The 16,198-nt window shown below is 37.7% G+C and carries 16 protein-coding genes and 1 other annotated feature; of the genes, 2 read left to right on the top strand and 14 right to left on the bottom strand.

The annotated features are described in order from the left end of the window. Window positions 1-26: 26 nt before the first annotated feature. The 4 genes from LJD61_RS09410 to LJD61_RS09395 all read right to left on the bottom strand — a co-directional run bounded on the left by LJD61_RS09410 (window position 27) and on the right by LJD61_RS09395 (window position 2,455). On the bottom strand, window positions 27-1,256 hold the full coding sequence (locus LJD61_RS09410) for a serine hydroxymethyltransferase (protein WP_255227280.1): 1,230 nt from the start codon (window positions 1,254-1,256) through the stop codon (window positions 27-29). A 122-nt stretch (window positions 1,257-1,378) separates the two neighbouring features. Beyond that, window positions 1,379-1,705: a thioredoxin gene (gene trxA / locus LJD61_RS09405; protein WP_255227279.1), complete on the bottom strand. Its 327-nt coding sequence runs from the start codon at window positions 1,703-1,705 to the stop codon at window positions 1,379-1,381. Window positions 1,706-1,737: 32 nt separating this feature from the next. Then, window positions 1,738-2,169, bottom strand: coding sequence for a SoxR reducing system RseC family protein (locus LJD61_RS09400; protein ID WP_255227278.1), 432 nt, complete (start codon window positions 2,167-2,169; stop codon window positions 1,738-1,740). A 10-nt stretch (window positions 2,170-2,179) separates the two neighbouring features. Next, the gene (locus tag LJD61_RS09395) at window positions 2,180-2,455 is read right to left on the bottom strand and encodes a metal-sensitive transcriptional regulator (protein ID WP_255227277.1); all 276 of its coding nucleotides are present in this window, start codon (window positions 2,453-2,455) and stop codon (window positions 2,180-2,182) included. A gap of 419 nt (window positions 2,456-2,874) precedes the next feature. On the opposite strand from LJD61_RS09395, the gene LJD61_RS09390 reads away from it, so the two are divergent. Together LJD61_RS09390 and LJD61_RS09385 are read left to right on the top strand one after the other, a co-directional pair. After that, window positions 2,875-3,222 carry a helix-turn-helix domain-containing protein gene (locus LJD61_RS09390; RefSeq protein ID WP_255227276.1) on the top strand — a complete coding sequence of 116 codons (348 nt, stop codon included), beginning with the start codon at window positions 2,875-2,877 and terminating at the stop codon, window positions 3,220-3,222. Window positions 3,223-3,264: 42 nt separating this feature from the next. Continuing rightward, window positions 3,265-4,140: a methionyl aminopeptidase gene (locus tag LJD61_RS09385; protein ID WP_255227275.1), complete on the top strand. Its 876-nt coding sequence runs from the start codon at window positions 3,265-3,267 to the stop codon at window positions 4,138-4,140. 114 nt (window positions 4,141-4,254) lie between these two features. On the opposite strand, the gene aspS is transcribed toward LJD61_RS09385, so the two are convergent. The 10 genes from aspS to secF all read right to left on the bottom strand — a co-directional run bounded on the left by aspS (window position 4,255) and on the right by secF (window position 16,190). Beyond that, the gene (gene aspS, locus LJD61_RS09380; protein ID WP_255227274.1) at window positions 4,255-6,045 is read right to left on the bottom strand and encodes an aspartate--tRNA ligase; all 1,791 of its coding nucleotides are present in this window, start codon (window positions 6,043-6,045) and stop codon (window positions 4,255-4,257) included. 4 nt (window positions 6,046-6,049) lie between these two features. Further along, window positions 6,050-7,312 (bottom strand): histidine--tRNA ligase, encoded by a 1,263-nt coding sequence (hisS, locus tag LJD61_RS09375; RefSeq protein WP_255227273.1) that lies wholly within the window; start codon window positions 7,310-7,312, stop codon window positions 6,050-6,052. A gap of 52 nt (window positions 7,313-7,364) precedes the next feature. Then, window positions 7,365-7,573, bottom strand: a binding site (T-box leader). Between the two features lie 68 nt (window positions 7,574-7,641). Further along, window positions 7,642-9,120, bottom strand: a complete 1,479-nt coding sequence (gene hemZ, locus LJD61_RS09370) for a coproporphyrinogen dehydrogenase HemZ (protein ID WP_255227272.1) — start codon at window positions 9,118-9,120, stop codon at window positions 7,642-7,644. 21 nt (window positions 9,121-9,141) lie between these two features. After that, a complete protein-coding gene (locus LJD61_RS09365) occupies window positions 9,142-9,765 on the bottom strand; it encodes an MBL fold metallo-hydrolase (protein WP_255227271.1) in 624 nt (207 codons plus the stop codon). A 15-nt stretch (window positions 9,766-9,780) separates the two neighbouring features. Beyond that, window positions 9,781-10,230, bottom strand: a complete 450-nt coding sequence (gene dtd / locus LJD61_RS09360; RefSeq protein ID WP_255227270.1) for a D-aminoacyl-tRNA deacylase — start codon at window positions 10,228-10,230, stop codon at window positions 9,781-9,783. Window positions 10,231-10,241: 11 nt separating this feature from the next. Next, a complete protein-coding gene (locus LJD61_RS09355) occupies window positions 10,242-12,407 on the bottom strand; it encodes a RelA/SpoT family protein (RefSeq protein WP_255227269.1) in 2,166 nt (721 codons plus the stop codon). A gap of 138 nt (window positions 12,408-12,545) precedes the next feature. Next, window positions 12,546-13,058, bottom strand: coding sequence for an adenine phosphoribosyltransferase (locus LJD61_RS09350; RefSeq protein WP_255227268.1), 513 nt, complete (start codon window positions 13,056-13,058; stop codon window positions 12,546-12,548). A gap of 23 nt (window positions 13,059-13,081) precedes the next feature. Then, entirely contained in the window at window positions 13,082-14,779 is a 1,698-nt protein-coding gene (gene recJ / locus LJD61_RS09345) for a single-stranded-DNA-specific exonuclease RecJ (protein WP_255227267.1), read from the bottom strand. Window positions 14,780-14,796: 17 nt separating this feature from the next. Further along, the gene (locus LJD61_RS09340) at window positions 14,797-15,129 is read right to left on the bottom strand and encodes a LapA family protein (RefSeq protein WP_255227266.1); all 333 of its coding nucleotides are present in this window, start codon (window positions 15,127-15,129) and stop codon (window positions 14,797-14,799) included. A 179-nt stretch (window positions 15,130-15,308) separates the two neighbouring features. Further along, on the bottom strand, window positions 15,309-16,190 hold the full coding sequence (secF, locus tag LJD61_RS09335; RefSeq protein WP_255227265.1) for a protein translocase subunit SecF: 882 nt from the start codon (window positions 16,188-16,190) through the stop codon (window positions 15,309-15,311). Window positions 16,191-16,198 lie beyond the last annotated feature (8 nt).

The following is a 16,198-nucleotide window of genomic DNA, read 5'->3' as shown; positions in this document are numbered from 1 at the left end:
TCAATATTTGGGAAGTGTACAAATGATTAATACAATGGATACTTATCAGTTAATATCTTTACTCTGGCCGATGTCTCTTCTATATCCTCGGGATTACTGATTATATGGGATATGATGCTACCTACTTCCTTCATATCCTCTTCTTTAAAGCCTCTGGAAGTAACAGCCGGAGTACCGATTCTTATGCCGCTGGTTACAAACGGACTTTGAGGATCAAATGGAACAGTATTCTTGTTCACTGTAATTCCTACCTGATCCAATAAGTGCTCGGCATCTTTACCGGTTATATTCTTATTTCTTAAATCCAGCAATATAAGATGATTATCAGTACCTTTTGAAACGAGATTGAATCCCTTATTGCTCAATGCCTGGGATAATGCCTGGGCATTCTTTACTATTTGCTTCTGATACTCTGTAAACTCTTCCGTCATAGCTTCCTTGAAGCATACTGCCTTAGCCGCAATTATATGCATCAGAGGCCCTCCTTGAGTTCCCGGGAAAATTGCTTTATCAATCGCTTTCGCATACTTTTCTTTGCATATGATAGCCCCGCCCCTGGGACCCCGCAGAGTTTTATGGGTAGTGGTAGTTACAAAGTCTGCATAATCAACAGGATTTGGATGAAGCTTTGCTGCAACTAAGCCGGCTATATGTGCCATATCCACCATAAGCATAGCCCCTGCCTCATCAGCAATTTCTCTGAACCGTTTAAAGTCTATAATCCTCGGATAAGCACTGGCTCCGGCCACTATCAGCTTCGGCTTGTTTTTTATAGCTATATCTCTAACTTTATCATAGTCTATCATCTCAGTCTTTTCGTCTACACCATAAGGAATAAATTTAAAAAATTTGCCTGATATATTGACAGGACTTCCATGTGTCAAGTGGCCTCCATGGGATAGGTTCATTCCTAATACTGTGTCACCAGGTTCCAAAATGGAGAAATATACCCCCATATTTGCATTTGCACCGGAGTGTGGCTGTACATTAGCATGCTCACCGTTGAAAAGCTTTTTCAGCCTTTCTCTGGCAAGATTTTCTGCCACGTCGACTTCTTCGCAGCCGCCATAATATCTATGGCCCGGGTAGCCTTCAGCGTATTTGTTTGTCAGTATTGTCCCCATCGCTGCCATTACTGCAGGACTTACAAAATTCTCAGAAGCTATAAGCTCTATATTTCTTTTTTGTCTACTAAGCTCTTTTTCAATAACCTCTACTATTTCCGGGTCAACCTTTCGGATTAATTCAAGTTCCATCATATACCTCCTTTTGTGTTTCTGATATAATTATATATTTTTATCCATAAAAAGCCCAGCAAAAAACATAAAATTTATTAATTGTATGTCTACAGCAAACAAAAAAATGGCATTAAGCCATTTTATACATGTTTATTTATCATTGATTCAAACATTTGTTTTGGTCTTGCTCCAATCAATCCATCAACTTTTTTTCCGCCTTTGAACAGAAATACTGATGGAATGCTCATTATATCATATTGAGAAGCAAGCTCTGTATTTTCATCAACATTTACCTTAACAACCTTAACTTTTTCTGCATATTCCCCGGCCAGTTGATCAATAATAGGAGAAACCATCCTGCAAGGACCGCACCACGCAGCCCAAAAATCAACCAATACCGGTTTATCTGAACTCAATACCTCTTGGCTAAATGTGCTTTCATTTACGGCATATACTTTATCACTCATAATTATTCTCCCTTCTATATAAAGAAACTATATCAATCATTTATGATTCTTACTAAAACAGGTTTAAATTTACTCATAGACCTTATTTTAGATTCTTTTAATTTTATTCCCAAATAGCTCAAAGCCATCAGAGCCAGGCCCGCTACAGCAGCTAAAACCTGAGCAAGGTTTTCATCATAACCCATGGCTTTCGCTCCATAGTAACCGCCTGATAATCCAATGATAAGGCCTAAAAGCGGAATTCCATACATAATAAAGCTTGCAAAAAGAAAATTTTCTGTTTTTAGTTCAATTTCTACCCTATCTCCCGGTTTCCCTTTGACAGTATTTTCTGCTGAAAGTATCATATTAAGATTCTCTCTGCCTACCTGGCATGCGCCACAATCACCGCAGGCAGTATGCCTTGTTATAAGAATTTTTGCCATTTCATCATTTATTTCCAGAATTTTTCCTATCTCTTTCATGTCTATACCTTCATTTCACGTATTTAACAATCGTGTCAATCAACTCATCAAGATTTTTCTCTGACTGATCGTTTTTGTAAGAAGCAGGTATGCATTCTTTAATATATCCATCAAGCATAAGTCCGCCGATTTTGTTTATTGCGGATCTGACTGCAGAAATTTGCACCATAATATCTCCGCAGCATTTTCCTTCATCGACCATTTTTTGTATACCTTTAACCTGACCTTCAACCTTTTTTAATCTGCTTAAAATCTGAAGCTTTCGTTCTTCTTTTTGTTCTATCAAATCCTTACCTCCCATACCCCCTACCCGTATCTAATGTAATTATACTACTTGCAAAATATATGTCAATAGTTATTTTTAAATATATCTTTTAGAATATACAACTTTCAGCTTTTTACACAGTATTTTTTGAACTCGCCCTTGGAAAATTCTACCATATGCCCATCGCTCATTGATGGTCCCATACGGAATCATACGTTCAAAAGTTTCAGTATGACTGTCCTCAAAGGCCTTGAAATGCAAGTTGAGGCATAAGTATGATTGTGAAATTTGGTGAAAGGATATATAATAGAAAACAATGAATGGTTCGGTTTCCAAGTCATAAATGATGTTTATTGATTGCTTTGTTTATGATCATGTGTGCAACTTATGTCAGGTAATCATCCGCATTGATTGATATACTGAGGAAAGGAGTGAAGCAAATGTCTGTTCAAACAATAGAAACAATGGCCAAATGGATAGAGAATAACATAACTGAAAATCCAACTCTGAAAGCCATGTCATCGTATGTTGGTTATTCACCGTTTTACTGCTCTGCAAAATTTCGAGAGCACATGGGTATGACATATAAACAATTTCTCGCCCAATGCAGGTTAAGAGCTGCTGCCTATGATCTTTGCAGCACCGATGACAAAATCACCGATATTGCTTTCCGCTACGGATACTCGTCATCTGAATCATTGGCGAGGGCATTTGCTGCAGCATTTAAATGCTCCCCTCGCCAATACCGGAAGGCTTCAAGCGCTTCTCCTGGCCAACCCGGTCTATAGGGTATTGCTTCCTCTGAATTTGTGAATGTAAGGAGTAAAAAAATGTCTGTCAAACTTGGAAGAAACGATGCCTGCTGGTGTGGCAGCGGACTCAAATACAAGAAATGCCATGCCTTGCTTGAGGAGAAAATGGCAAGCTATCGTTCAAAAGGGTACGAAATACCCCAGCGCAAATTGCTAAAAACCCGACAACAAATTGAAGGCATCCGTGAAAGCGGTAAGCTTAACATAGCCCTGCTGGATTTTATCGGCGATTATGTCGCTGATGGAATAAGCACTGAAGAACTTGATAGGCTGATTTATGAAAAAACCAAGGAGTTGGGAGGCACGCCGGCAACGCTCCATTACAAGGGATATCCCAAGAGCGTTTGCATCTCAATCAATGAGGTTATATGTCATGGTATCCCGTCTGACCATGTGTTCCTGAAAAACGGAGATATTGTGAATATTGATGTGTCCACGATTTACAAGGGTTTCTTTTCGGATTCCTCCCGCATGTTTTGTGTCGGTGATGTCTCCAGCGAAAAGCAAAGACTTGTTGATGTTGCGAAAGAATGTATGGAATTGGGCATTGAACAGGTAAAGCCCTGGGGATTTCTCGGAGATGTGGGGCAAGCAATCAATGACCATGCTAAGAAAAATGGATATTCTGTTGTTCGGGAAATCGGCGGCCACGGTATTGGCCTGCAATTTCACGAAGAACCTTGGGTCAGTCATGTGGCCAAGCAAGGAACAGGGATGCTTTTGGTTCCTGGCCTTGTTTTTACCGTAGAACCTATGGTAAATATGGGGAAAGCCAAAATATCAATGAATAAAAGCGATGACTGGACAGTTTATACTGCCGATGGAAAGCCCTCTGCACAATGGGAAAAAATGGTGCTCGTCACAGAAACGGGGTATGAAATACTTACGTATTAACAGCATATAACTTATCTTGACGAGCATTTTTTCTTCCATTATGCACCCGGCTTTTTTACGGCAGGGTATATTTCATTCCACTATTTTTATCTTATAGTTTCTGAATAATGGCTTCTATGGTTCAGGTTTGGATAAAGCGTTATCAGTGCTGATCTTCAACTCCGCTAATTGACCTTCATCAGCGAAGGACGGTGCATCTGTCATCAGGCAGCTTGCACTTTGAGTCTTGGGAAATGCAACCACATCTCTTATATTATCAGTTCCGGTAAGCAGCATCACCAACCTGTCGACACCAATGGCCAATCCTCCGTGAGGCGGCGTGCCGTATTTAAATGCTTCAAGCAGAAAACCAAATTTTCTCCACGCCTCTTCCTGGGAGAAGCCTAAGAGTTTAAACATCTTTTCTTGCAATTCACTGTCGTGTATCCTGATGCTTCCGCCTCCAAGCTCATAGCCGTTCAATACAATATCATAGGCCTTCGCTCTTACCTTCAGGGGATCACTATCCAGCAATTTTATATCTTCATCCATTGGACTGGTAAACGGATGGTGAATGGCAACATATCTTTTTTCTTCTTCGTCATAATCCAGCAGCGGAAACTCTGTAACCCAAAGCAAGCCGATTTTATTTTTATCAATCAGATCAAACCTTCTGCCCAGCTCAAGTCTTAGCTGGCCCAATGAATCATATACCACTTTTTTGTTATCAGCTACTATAAATACTATATCTCCCGTCTTAGCATCCATTCTTTCAATTATTGATCTCATTTCCTCTTCCTTCAAAAATTTAGCTATAGGAGATTTTATACCGTCTTCAGTAAAGTTTATCCAGGCCAGGCCTTTTGCCCTGTATGTCTTGACAAATTCTCCGAGACTGTCAATTTCTTTTCTGCTAAGCTTAGAACCGCAGCCTTCAGCATTTATTGCCTTTACACTGCCCCCACCTTTTATTGCATCGGAGAACACTTTAAATCCAGAATCAGATAAAATATCATTTAAATCTTTCAGTTCCAGTCCAAATCTTACGTCCGGTTTATCTGAGCCATATCTTTCCATAGCCTCATTATAGGACAGCCTGGGCAGAGGTATAGATATGTCTACGTCATTCATATCTTTAAATATTCTTTTCATCAATCCTTCAATTATTGACATGACATCATCTGCTTCAACAAAAGACATTTCCATATCCAATTGGGTGAACTCGGGCTGCCTGTCAGCTCTCAAATCTTCATCTCTGAAGCATTTAACGATTTGAAAATATCTATCAAAGCCCGATACCATTAATATCTGTTTAAAAAGCTGGGGAGATTGAGGCAAAGCGTAGAATTTGCCTGGCTGCACCCTGCTTGGGACAAGATAATCCCGGGCCCCCTCGGGAGTAGTCTTCGTTAACACCGGCGTTTCTACTTCGATAAAACCCTTTTCATCAAAGTAATTCCTTATAAGCTTATTTACATTGTGTCTTGTAAAGAAAATATTCTGCATTGAAGGTCTTCTCAGGTCAAGATATCTATATTTGAGCCTTAGATTTTCTGAAACATTTAAATCATCTTCTATATAAATTGGGGTCGTCTCTGCTTTACTGATTATATCTATATCGGATGCCAATATTTCAATATAACCGGTCTTCATCCTTTTATTTACTGCCTTTTCATCTCTTTGCCCAACGATACCCGATACGGCGATAACATATTCTCCTCTTACTTTTTGAGCCTTTTCAAATAACTCTAAATTTTTATCCTTATCAAAAACCACTTGAAGGATACCTGTTCTGTCTCTCAAATCTATAAAAAGCAGACCTCCAAGATCTCTGCTCTTTTGAACCCAGCCTGTTAAGAATACCTCCTGGCCCAAATTGCTTATGGATAACTCTCCGCACATATGAGTTCTTTTATATTTTGCCATAACTTCATCCCCTTATCTCTCTGATTATTTCTGAAATATCGCTCAAAGAAACATTTACTTCTTCGCCGCTTTTCATATTCTTTATGCTTATAATATCCTCTTCAATTTCTTCATCGCCAATGACAATAGCTGTTTTGGCATTAATCCTATTTGCATACTTCATCTGAGCTTTTAAGCTTCTTCCCAAATAATCCTTTTCAGCCTTTACGGAAGCTGCTCTCAATTTAAAAAGTACTTCCAGCGCTTTATCATCAGCTCTTTCACCCACAGCAGCTATAAAAACATCCGGACTTTCTTGCTCAGGTATCTGTATCCCTTGATTTTCCATAATAAGCAATAGTCTTTCCAGACCTAAGCCGAATCCAACTCCCGGTGTGCTTGGCCCCCCGCACATTTCAATTAAGCCGTCATATCTTCCGCCGCCGCATACGGTGCCCTGGGAACCAATATCATTGGACACTATCTCAAAAGCCGTTTTGGTATAATAGTCTAAACCCCTTACTATCTTAGGATCAACTATATAATTCAATCCTATAATATCCAATCCTTTTTTTAGCCCTTCAAAATGAACCCTGCAGTCATCGCATAGATTGTCAAGCATAAAAGGAACATTGACCAATCTTTCCTTGCATTTTTCTTCTTTGCAGTCCAATATTCTTAAAGGATTTGTGTCATACCTGTCCTGGCAGAATTTGCATAAGTGCTGAAGTTCAGGCTCAAGAAATGCCTTCAGCTTAGCATTATAGTCTTTTCTGCATTTGGGACAGCCCACGCTGTTTATTCTTAGTTCCAGATTCTTAACTCCCAGATTTTGAAATAGCGTCATGCCTACATTTATTACTTCTGCATCAACATATGGGCTTTGTGTGCCGAATACTTCAATGCCAAATTGATGAAACTCTCTGAGCCTTCCTGCTTGAGGCCTCTCATATCTGTAGCAGGGGGTTATATAAAACATCTTGATTGGCTGAGGTTCGTTGAAAAGATTATTCTCAATGAAGGCTCTTACGGCCGGTGCTGTTCCCTCCGGTTTTAATGTAATGCTTCTGCCACCCTTGTCCTTAAAGGTATACATTTCCTTTTGGACAATATCCGTGGTCTCACCAACACCTCTTTCAAATAATTCTGTATGTTCGAAAACCGGTGTCCTTATTTCATAATATCCGTTTACAGAACACAAATCTCTTATCTTTCCTTCAACATAATGCCATTTATAGGCTTGGGAAGGCAATACATCCTTGGTGCCTTTTGGCCCTTGTATTATCATATATACTCCTCCGTTTCATATTAAAATAATAGCCCTCATCTCTGACATATATGTCAGGGACGAGAGCTCATCTCGCGGTGCCACCCTGCTTGGATAAATCCATCTCTATTCCTTAACGCAGAAATACGTCCAAATCTAATAATATTCGACTTGGAAGCTCATGGGTGTCTTTCAATATCGCCTGCTTTAAGGAGCTCTCAATCAGCGGCTCCCTCTCCCTGTCAAGTGTCAAATATCTACTATCCCATTCATTGCTTATATAATGTTTATTATTATATTATTGCATGATAAATATGTCAATACATATTCGTCATTTGTCTTCCTATTTCTTAGAAAAGCTTGCTTAAAAGCTCCAGCTTTTTATCAATTTGAGCTTTAATATTTTTTATATAAAGTATTAAGTCCTTGATATCATGCTGTCTCTCCAGCCTGTCTTCTTCTTGAAAAAAGACCTTGCTGACCGAATCCGCTCCAAAAGCGATAATGCTCTGCTTCTCCTCCATAATTTGTATGTTATATATGCATTCTCTGTCTTTCTTGCAAAAACCTATGTTTTCTAAATTTTGAGCCATGTATTTCTGGCGATATAGATAATACGGATGATAACCATGGCACTCAAGCGCTTCTCTCGCCAGCTTCATCATCTCGTAAATCATATCATCGCAATGCTTTCCCATATCCGGGCTTATTTCATTATATATTGAAGCCCTTTTTATAGCCAGAGTATGCACAGTAACATTTTCAGGATTCAATCGGGCCATCCAATTCAATGTATTTTTTACCTCCTCCAGGCCCTCGCCCGGCAGTCCTAAAATCATGTCCATATTAATATTATCAAAGCCCAAGGATCTTGCCAAATGGAAGCTTTGAATGATTTGAGCATGATCATGCTTTCTACCTATTCTTATCAATGTTTCATCATCCATTGTCTGGGGATTTATACTAAGCCGCGTTATTCCCTGGTTTTTCAGTGCTTTTAGCTTATCAGCCGTAATAGTATCAGGTCTGCCTGCTTCGCAGGTGAACTCTTCACTGCCATGCCAAAACCCATTTATGCATTCCAACAGCTCGCTCAAATCCTCTGCGCTTAAAGAAGTAGGCGTACCGCCGCCTATATAGACAGACTGCGCTTTGACCCCCTTATTTTTTAGATATTGAGAAACTTGGCTTATTTCCATCATCAATGCATCAAGGTAAGGCTGGACAAGATCTTTGTTTTTATCAATGGGATTTGAAGTAAAGGAGCAATAGCTGCATCTGGTTGGGCAAAAAGGTATGCCGATATAGATGCTTATTTGATTTTTATCTGGTTTTCTTATATATTTTTCTTCAGCTAAAGCTACTTCTATGGATAATAGAGCCCTGTCATCGCTGACATAATATTCATCTTTTAAGTAGTGAATTATCTCATCTTTTTCCATATTCTTTTCCAAAAGCTGATGCACTATTTTTATAGGCCTTATACCCGTAAGAATTCCCCATGGCAATTGCTTACCGGTTGTTTTTGACAAAAGCTTATACATGGATACTTTTAGAGCCCTTTTCACTTCTTTGGAATTTAACAAGCCGCCTTCTTTAACAAGAGTATAGTCATCTGTCTTATTATCGGCGAGACAACAATATGAAGATTTATAGAACGTTTTATTTTCGGCTGTGATAATCTCACTTCCAATTAAAACATGCTTACCATTCATAGCATCATTTTCCAAATTATCATATAACCTGATCACTTCTTTTCCAAAGAAAAGCTTGATAATATCCGATATTTCATTTAGATATTCATGTCCAATAAGCTTTAGTAATATCATTTTTTCCTCTATCCATCAACATTAATTTTTTAAAAAAGGGTTGCTCCTTTTTTCTATAGCTATGGTTGTCGAAGGTCCATGACCCGGATATACCTCAATATTGTCCGAAAGGGTAAGCAATTTATTAGTAATAGAATTGATTATATTCTCAAAAGAACCTCCGTTCAGGTCTGTTCTTCCGATGGAACCTGCAAACAGCGTATCACCTGAAAAAACTATATTCCCACATTTGATGCAAATGCTTCCTTTTGTATGGCCCGGTGTGTGAAGGATGTATAAATTTATTGTCCCGAGGCTGATAACATCTCCATCATTTAGTTCTCTATCTGCTTCTATTTCTATAGTTTCATACCCAAGTTTACTCGAGTAATTTTTTTCATTGTTTTTTAACATATCATAATCATCTCTATGAATCATAACTTCCGCTTTAAAGTAATCCCGTGCTTCCGCTACAGCGCCTATATGGTCCCCATGACCATGAGTGAGAATAATATATTCAACGAAAAGCTTATTATATTCAACGAATTCTTTTAATTCTTCAAAATCTCCGCCCGGATCAATGACTGCGGCTTTGCTTGTATCTTCATCCCATAAAATATAGCAATTAGCTTGATATATGCCTAAAGGCAGTCTTTTAAATCTCAATGTATTTGCCTCCAATTAAATTATTTTTTCGCTATCAACTATTAACGTAACAGGCCCGTCGTTTTCAATATAGACAGTCATATCCGCCTGAAAAATACCTGACTGTACTTTAACATTCAAATCTGCAGCTTTTTTAATAAACTGATCATATAGCTGCTGAGCTTTTTCAGGCCTGGCAGCCTTTATAAAACTCGGTCTTCTCCCTTTTCGGCAGTCTCCATACAGCGTGAATTGAGATACAACAAGAAGTTCTCCTCCTGCATCCAATAAGGATAAATTCATTTTATTTTCATCATCTTCAAAAATTCTTAGATTAATGATTTTGTCAACCATGTAATCTATATCTTCAGCTTTATCATCTTCGCTTATGCCGAGCAAAATCATCAGCCCCTTGTCTATCTTGCCTGTAATCTTGCCGTCTACTTCTACATGACTTTTTTTTACTCTCTGAACTACAGCCCTCATGAACTTACCTCCTACTGTTTTGCTCTAAATACATCCACTACTCCTTCAATCCTTCTAAATCTTCTTATGAGCTTATTTAACTGCTCTATATCATTTATTTCTAAAATAAAGTTGATATTTGCAGTCTTGTCTTTAGAAGTTCTTGAGTAGAAAGAAACAATATTGATCTTACTTTCATTAACTATTGAAGTTATTTCCGCCAGCAAGCCTTGCCTGTCGTTAGCTTTTACCTGAATATCAGCATTGTATGAAACCGTGCTTTGGGTATTCCATTCAACCTCTACCAGCCTTTCCGGCTCTGAAATTAAATCCTTTGCATTTGGGCAATCCCTTCTGTGTATGGATACCCCTCTCCCTTTTGTTATATATCCTAAAATCTCATCACCAGGAACCGGATTGCAGCATTTTGAAAACCTTACAAGAATGTTTTCCACACCTTTTACCCGTATGCCTGTATTTGTGCTTTTCTTCTTATTTTGAGCGGATTTGATTTGCTTTTCTAATTGTTCTTCTTCTTTTACCTCAATTTTTTGATTTTTTCTTATCTCTTCTTTAAGCTTCATCATTATTTGATTCAAGGTAAGCCCGCCATAACCTAGCGATGCATATAAATCTTCCATTGAATGAAGCCCGAATCTTTTATAAACGGATTCCATCCATTCATTCTTTATCGGAATTGATAAACTATTGCTTAGCTTCTTTACTTCTTTATCAAGAATATCCTTCCCTTTTTGGATATTATCGTCTCTTTTTTCTTTTTTAAACCATTGCCGTATCTTGTTTTTTGCCTGTGAGCTTTTAACTATTTTAAGCCAATCCCGGCTAGGTCCATTGGAGTTTGTAGAGGTAATTATTTCTACAATATCTCCATTTTGAAGCTTATAATCAAGAGGAACAATTTTTCCGTTGATTTTTCCTCCCACGCATTTATTACCGATGGCGCTATGAATTTTATATGCGAAGTCTATTGGCGTAGAATCAACAGGCAAATCAATTACATCGCCTTTTGGAGTAAATACATATACTTCATCTATCACCAGGTCGATTTTCAGGGTTTCCATGAATTCCTTGGTATCTCTTACTTCATTCTGCCATTCCAGCATCTGCCTCAGCCATTTAAGCTTTTCATCAAACTCATTTTGGGAGGACTTGCCCTCCTTATACTTCCAATGAGCTGCTATTCCATATTCTGATGTTTTATGCATTTCCCAGGTTCTTATTTGTACTTCAAAAGGTTCTCCGTCCGGTCCGATCACAGTGGTATGCAGAGATTGATACATATTGGGCTTGGGCATAGCTATATAATCCTTGAATCTGCCGGGAATAGGCTTCCATAAGGTATGAACTATACCCAAGACCCCATAGCAATCCTTTACAGTATCAACTATAACCCTTACTGCGGTGAGATCAAATATTTGTTCAAAAGCCTTATTTTGATGATACATTTTTTTATAGATACTATAAAAATTTTTAGGACGCCCTTCTATTTGAGCTAATATACCCATTTCCTTATTTTTGTCCTCCAGTGTTTTTATAACACTGTTTATATATTCTTCTCTTTCTTTTCGTTTTTTTGCAACCTTTTCAACCAGTTCATAATAACGCTCCGGATCAATATATCTTAAGGATAAATCTTCCATTTCCCATTTAATTTTATATATCCCGAGCCGGTGTGCTATAGGAGCATATATTTCAATTGTTTCCTTTGCTGTCTCATATTGTTTTTCTTTAATCATATATTTTAGGGTTCTAAGGTTATGGAGCCTGTCTGCTAGTTTGATCAATATCACTCTTATATCTTTAGCCATGGCAATAAACATTTTTCTCAGATTTTCGGCTTGCTGTTCTTCTTTTGTTCTATATTCCAATTTGCCAAGCTTTGTAACACCATCCACCAGCATAGCAACTTCTTCACCAAATAGTTCCTTTATATCATTATAGCTATATTTTGTATCCTCAACTACATCATGAAGCATACCCGCAGCTATGGCTGCATTATCCATGTTCAAATCAGCAAGTATTTCTGCTACTGCTGTTGGATGGATTATATAATCTTCGCCGGAGACCCTTTTTTGGCCTTGATGAGCGTCTACGGCAAAATCATAGGCCTTGCTTATTATTGTAAAGTCTCCTGTAGGATTATATTTTTTAATTTTATCAATTAATTCCTGGAGCATATTAACACCATCTTCATCTTCTAAAATTATATATATCAATTCCATATAGCATATAAAAAATCTCCTGAACAACAAAGACTCAATTCAATAGGTTTGATACCCATGAACGCCTGTCGGTTATCCAGGAGCTTTATAGTTCTAATACTTAATTATTGAACTTATATTATACTCAGATAAGGATTTTCTACCCATCAATTCTTCTAATTCAATTAAAAACCCAATATGGACAACTATGCCTCCAAGACTCTCTATAAGCTTGACTGCAGATAATATAGTTCCTCCGGTTGCCAATAAATCATCTATGACTGCTATTCTATCCCCGGGCTTTATAGCATCTTTATGAATTTCCAAGCTATCACTGCCATATTCCAGGTGGTATTCATACTTCATAGTTTCACCCGGAAGCTTTCCCGGTTTTCTTACAGGAACGAAGCCGACTCCAAGCTCATATGCTATAGGAGCACCAAATAGAAACCCTCTGGCCTCGGGACCCACAACCAAATCGATCTTTTCGTTTCTTATTTTGTCTGCCATATGCTTTATGGCATATTTAAAGGCTTCGCCATCCTTCAATAGTGTAGTAACATCTTTAAAGCTAATACCCTTAACTGGGAAATCTTCTATTACCCTTATATATTTCTCTAAATCCACTTGTCCTGCCTCCAAATCTAACTTTATTTGGCCTTTTTTAAATCTTTGATATTAAGCTGAACACTCTCTATGCCATTCCATACATTTTTTTCTACACTACATATTATATCAATCTTTTGGTTAACTTCAATAGAATTAATCATAAATCCTATATTGAATCCGATACCTTTGATTGAATTGCTTCCATCATTTAAATATATCGACAGATGTTTGCCGTTTCCTACCAATTTTATATCCTTTACCAACAACCTTCGGAATACGAATAAGGGCACCGGATTTCCTTCGCCAAAAGGCTGCAATGCATCCATTTCCTCTATAAGCCTCGGGAGTGAATCAATATTATCAATTTTATAATCTACATATATTTCTTGAATGAGCTCTCTGCCTTCGAGCATTTCTACAGCCACCTGGTTGATCAGTTCTCTGAAATGTTTTATATTTTCCTTTTTTATTGTCAGTCCTGCTGCCATTTCATGACCGCCGAACTTTTCAAAAAGGGAGCTGCATTTATTCATGGCCTCATATAGATTAAAACCGGGAACACTTCTTGCAGATCCTCTGCCTATAAAGCCGTCCGTAGAAATCAGCACAACAGGCAAACCAAATTTTTCTACCAGCCTTGAAGCAACTATTCCAATAACCCCAATATGCCAGTTTTCTCCGCTTATAACCATTACCTTTCCATGCTTCATATCATTTTGTTTCTCTGCTTCTTCAGATGCAAAGGTTAATATGTCATTTTCTATGGCTTGTCTCAGCGAGTTCAGATTATTTAACTCTTCGGCAATTTTATAGGCATGTTTCTCATCCGTCGCTGTCAGCAGCTCCACCCCAATGGCTGGATCGCCAAGCCTGCCCGCAGCATTAAGCCTGGGTGCTAGCAAATAGCCTAAATGATAAGTATTAATATTGCTTATAGCTATGCCGCAAACATCAATAAGAGCCTTTATCCCAATGTTAGGCAAGGTTTTTATCTTTTTCAAGCCATTTTTTACTATTATCCTGTTCTCGCCTAGCAATGACACCACATCCGCTACTGTACCAAGAGCAGCGAGATCAATAATATCTTCATGCAGCTCATTTATCTGAAATTCATGAGCTAATGCACAAGAAAGCTTAAAGGCAACCCCGGCTCCTGCAAGGTATTTAAAAAGATAGCCGCAGTTTTTTTGATTAGGGTTTATTACTGAATAAGCATCAGGTATGATTTCACCGCACTCATGATGATCGGTGATTATTATGTCTCTTCCTGCGTTATTTACAAACGCTACTTCATCTATTGAGCGAATACCACAGTCTACAGTTATTATCAATTGGACCTCTTGTTCAATTATCTGTTTTATCGCTTGAAGATTCAATCCATAGCCTTCATCCAATCTGTTAGGTATATAATAGCTTACATTTCCGCCTATTTTCTTTAAAACCATGTATAACATTGAAACACTTGTTATACCATCTACATCATAATCGCCATATACGCATATTTTTTCCCCGTAAATTACAGCATTTTTTATTCTTTTTACGGCTAAATCCATGCCTCTCATAATGCCTGGATCATCAAGCTCATCCAGGCAAGGATTTAAGAAAATTTCTGCATCCTCTACCGTCTCTACATTTCTGTTTATAAGTACTCTGGCCAAGACTTCTGAAATATTTAACTCTTCTACCAGTTCATCAACTATAGAATAATCTTTTTTATATGCCAGCCACCTCTTTATCAAAATATCACCTACATAATTTATTCCTGTTTTGCATCGCTTTCGTTCTCAGGTTGTAATTCTGCAACAGGTTTATTTGTGCTTTCCTTAACCTTAAACATGTTCAATTCTTCATCAAGCCTTTTAATCTTGTTGTTCAAATCATTGATTTTTATGCCATGCTTAATTCTTTTCACTATATCAAAAGGAAGCATCATAAAAATCCCAAATAAAGCTGAAGCCAGTATTATTACAGCCTGCGACATATTAAACTTGTACCACAATATATTAATAGTAATGATTGTCGCATTCTGAATAGCAAAAAGCGCAATAAACAAAGCGAAGAGCATTGAAATAACAATGATAAATTGCATGCACAGTCCCACCTTTACAATATGTTACTATAGATAGCATAATCTATTTATTATAAAATATAAAGAAGTTTTTACTGCGATAACTTTTAACAGCATCTGTTGCATTGGCTGAAAACGATTGCAGCCGAATCAGGAGTCATTTAAAAAAGGTAACGGATAATTATCCGTTACCTTTAAATTCAATGAGCTGTCCTTGTCTTTAGCTTTCCCTTTAAAATTATCCATAAAGGACCCGATATAAAGATTGAAGAATAGGTTCCGGCTATTATGCCCGCTATCAATGGCAAAGCGAAATCCTTGATTGCCGGCACCCCAAGAATATATAGCGCCAATACCGTCAGCAAAGTAGTAAGCGAAGTATTGATACTTCTGGACAAAGTCTGGCTTATACTTTCGTTAACCAGCTGAACATCATCAATCTTCTTAACATTTTTCAAATTTTCTCTTACCCTGTCAAAAATAACAATTGTATTATTGATAGAATAACCGACTATAGTCAGTATTGCTGCAATAAATGAACTATTTACCGGAATCCTGGTTACACCATACAAAGCGATCATCATAATGACATCATGTATTAATGCAATTACAGCCGCCAACCCAAATTTCCATTCAAATCTAAAAGAAATATATATCAATATGCCGATGTTAGCTAAAACCAAAGCCCATAATGCTTGTTTTTTAAGCTCATTACCTATAGCAGGGCCTATAGTTTCAAAATTGATATTACCAGTTGTTATGCCATACTTTTCAATGAAGGCATCCAAAATTTCCTTACGGCTTGCATCATCCAATGCCAGTTTTGTTCTGATGACGACTTCGTCTCTTGCCTCACCGGCGTATGTTACCGTTGCTTCTTTGTCATACTTATCCATTATCGCTCTTATTTCTGATACTTCAAAGGTCCTCCCAATCTTTGCCTGAATAGTTGTTCCTCCGGTAAAATCAATTCCAAAATTCAAACCGCCATTGATGAAAGTGAAGATCAAGCCTATTGCAATTATTATGATGGATATGGAGAACCATATTTTTTTGTTTTCAACAAATTTAAAATTTTTCATAAGCTTTA

It is taken from the genome of Lutispora saccharofermentans, from assembly GCF_024363565.1.
Taxonomy (GTDB): Bacteria; Bacillota; Clostridia; order Lutisporales; family Lutisporaceae; genus Lutispora; species Lutispora saccharofermentans.
The sequence above is the reverse complement of the archived record's forward strand: the minus strand, read 5'-3'. Positions and strand labels throughout refer to the sequence as shown.

What these genes read in the sequence shown, in the direction of transcription:
- LJD61_RS09410 (WP_255227280.1), bottom strand. Translation starts at nt 1,256, where the DNA reads ATGGAACTTGAATTAATCCGAAAGGTTGACCCGGAAATAGTAGAGGTT.
- trxA (WP_255227279.1), bottom strand. Translation starts at nt 1,705, where the DNA reads ATGAGTGATAAAGTATATGCCGTAAATGAAAGCACATTTAGCCAAGAG.
- LJD61_RS09400 (WP_255227278.1), bottom strand. Translation starts at nt 2,169, where the DNA reads ATGAAAGAGATAGGAAAAATTCTGGAAATAAATGATGAAATGGCAAAA.
- LJD61_RS09390 (WP_255227276.1), top strand. Translation starts at nt 2,875, where the DNA reads ATGTCTGTTCAAACAATAGAAACAATGGCCAAATGGATAGAGAATAAC.
- LJD61_RS09385 (WP_255227275.1), top strand. Translation starts at nt 3,265, where the DNA reads ATGTCTGTCAAACTTGGAAGAAACGATGCCTGCTGGTGTGGCAGCGGA.
- aspS (WP_255227274.1), bottom strand. Translation starts at nt 6,045, where the DNA reads ATGGCAAAATATAAAAGAACTCATATGTGCGGAGAGTTATCCATAAGC.
- hisS (WP_255227273.1), bottom strand. Translation starts at nt 7,312, where the DNA reads ATGATAATACAAGGGCCAAAAGGCACCAAGGATGTATTGCCTTCCCAA.
- hemZ (WP_255227272.1), bottom strand. Translation starts at nt 9,120, where the DNA reads ATGATATTACTAAAGCTTATTGGACATGAATATCTAAATGAAATATCG.
- dtd (WP_255227270.1), bottom strand. Translation starts at nt 10,230, where the DNA reads ATGAGGGCTGTAGTTCAGAGAGTAAAAAAAAGTCATGTAGAAGTAGAC.
- LJD61_RS09355 (WP_255227269.1), bottom strand. Translation starts at nt 12,407, where the DNA reads ATGCTCCAGGAATTAATTGATAAAATTAAAAAATATAATCCTACAGGA.
- LJD61_RS09340 (WP_255227266.1), bottom strand. Translation starts at nt 15,129, where the DNA reads ATGCAATTTATCATTGTTATTTCAATGCTCTTCGCTTTGTTTATTGCG.
- secF (WP_255227265.1), bottom strand. Translation starts at nt 16,190, where the DNA reads ATGAAAAATTTTAAATTTGTTGAAAACAAAAAAATATGGTTCTCCATA.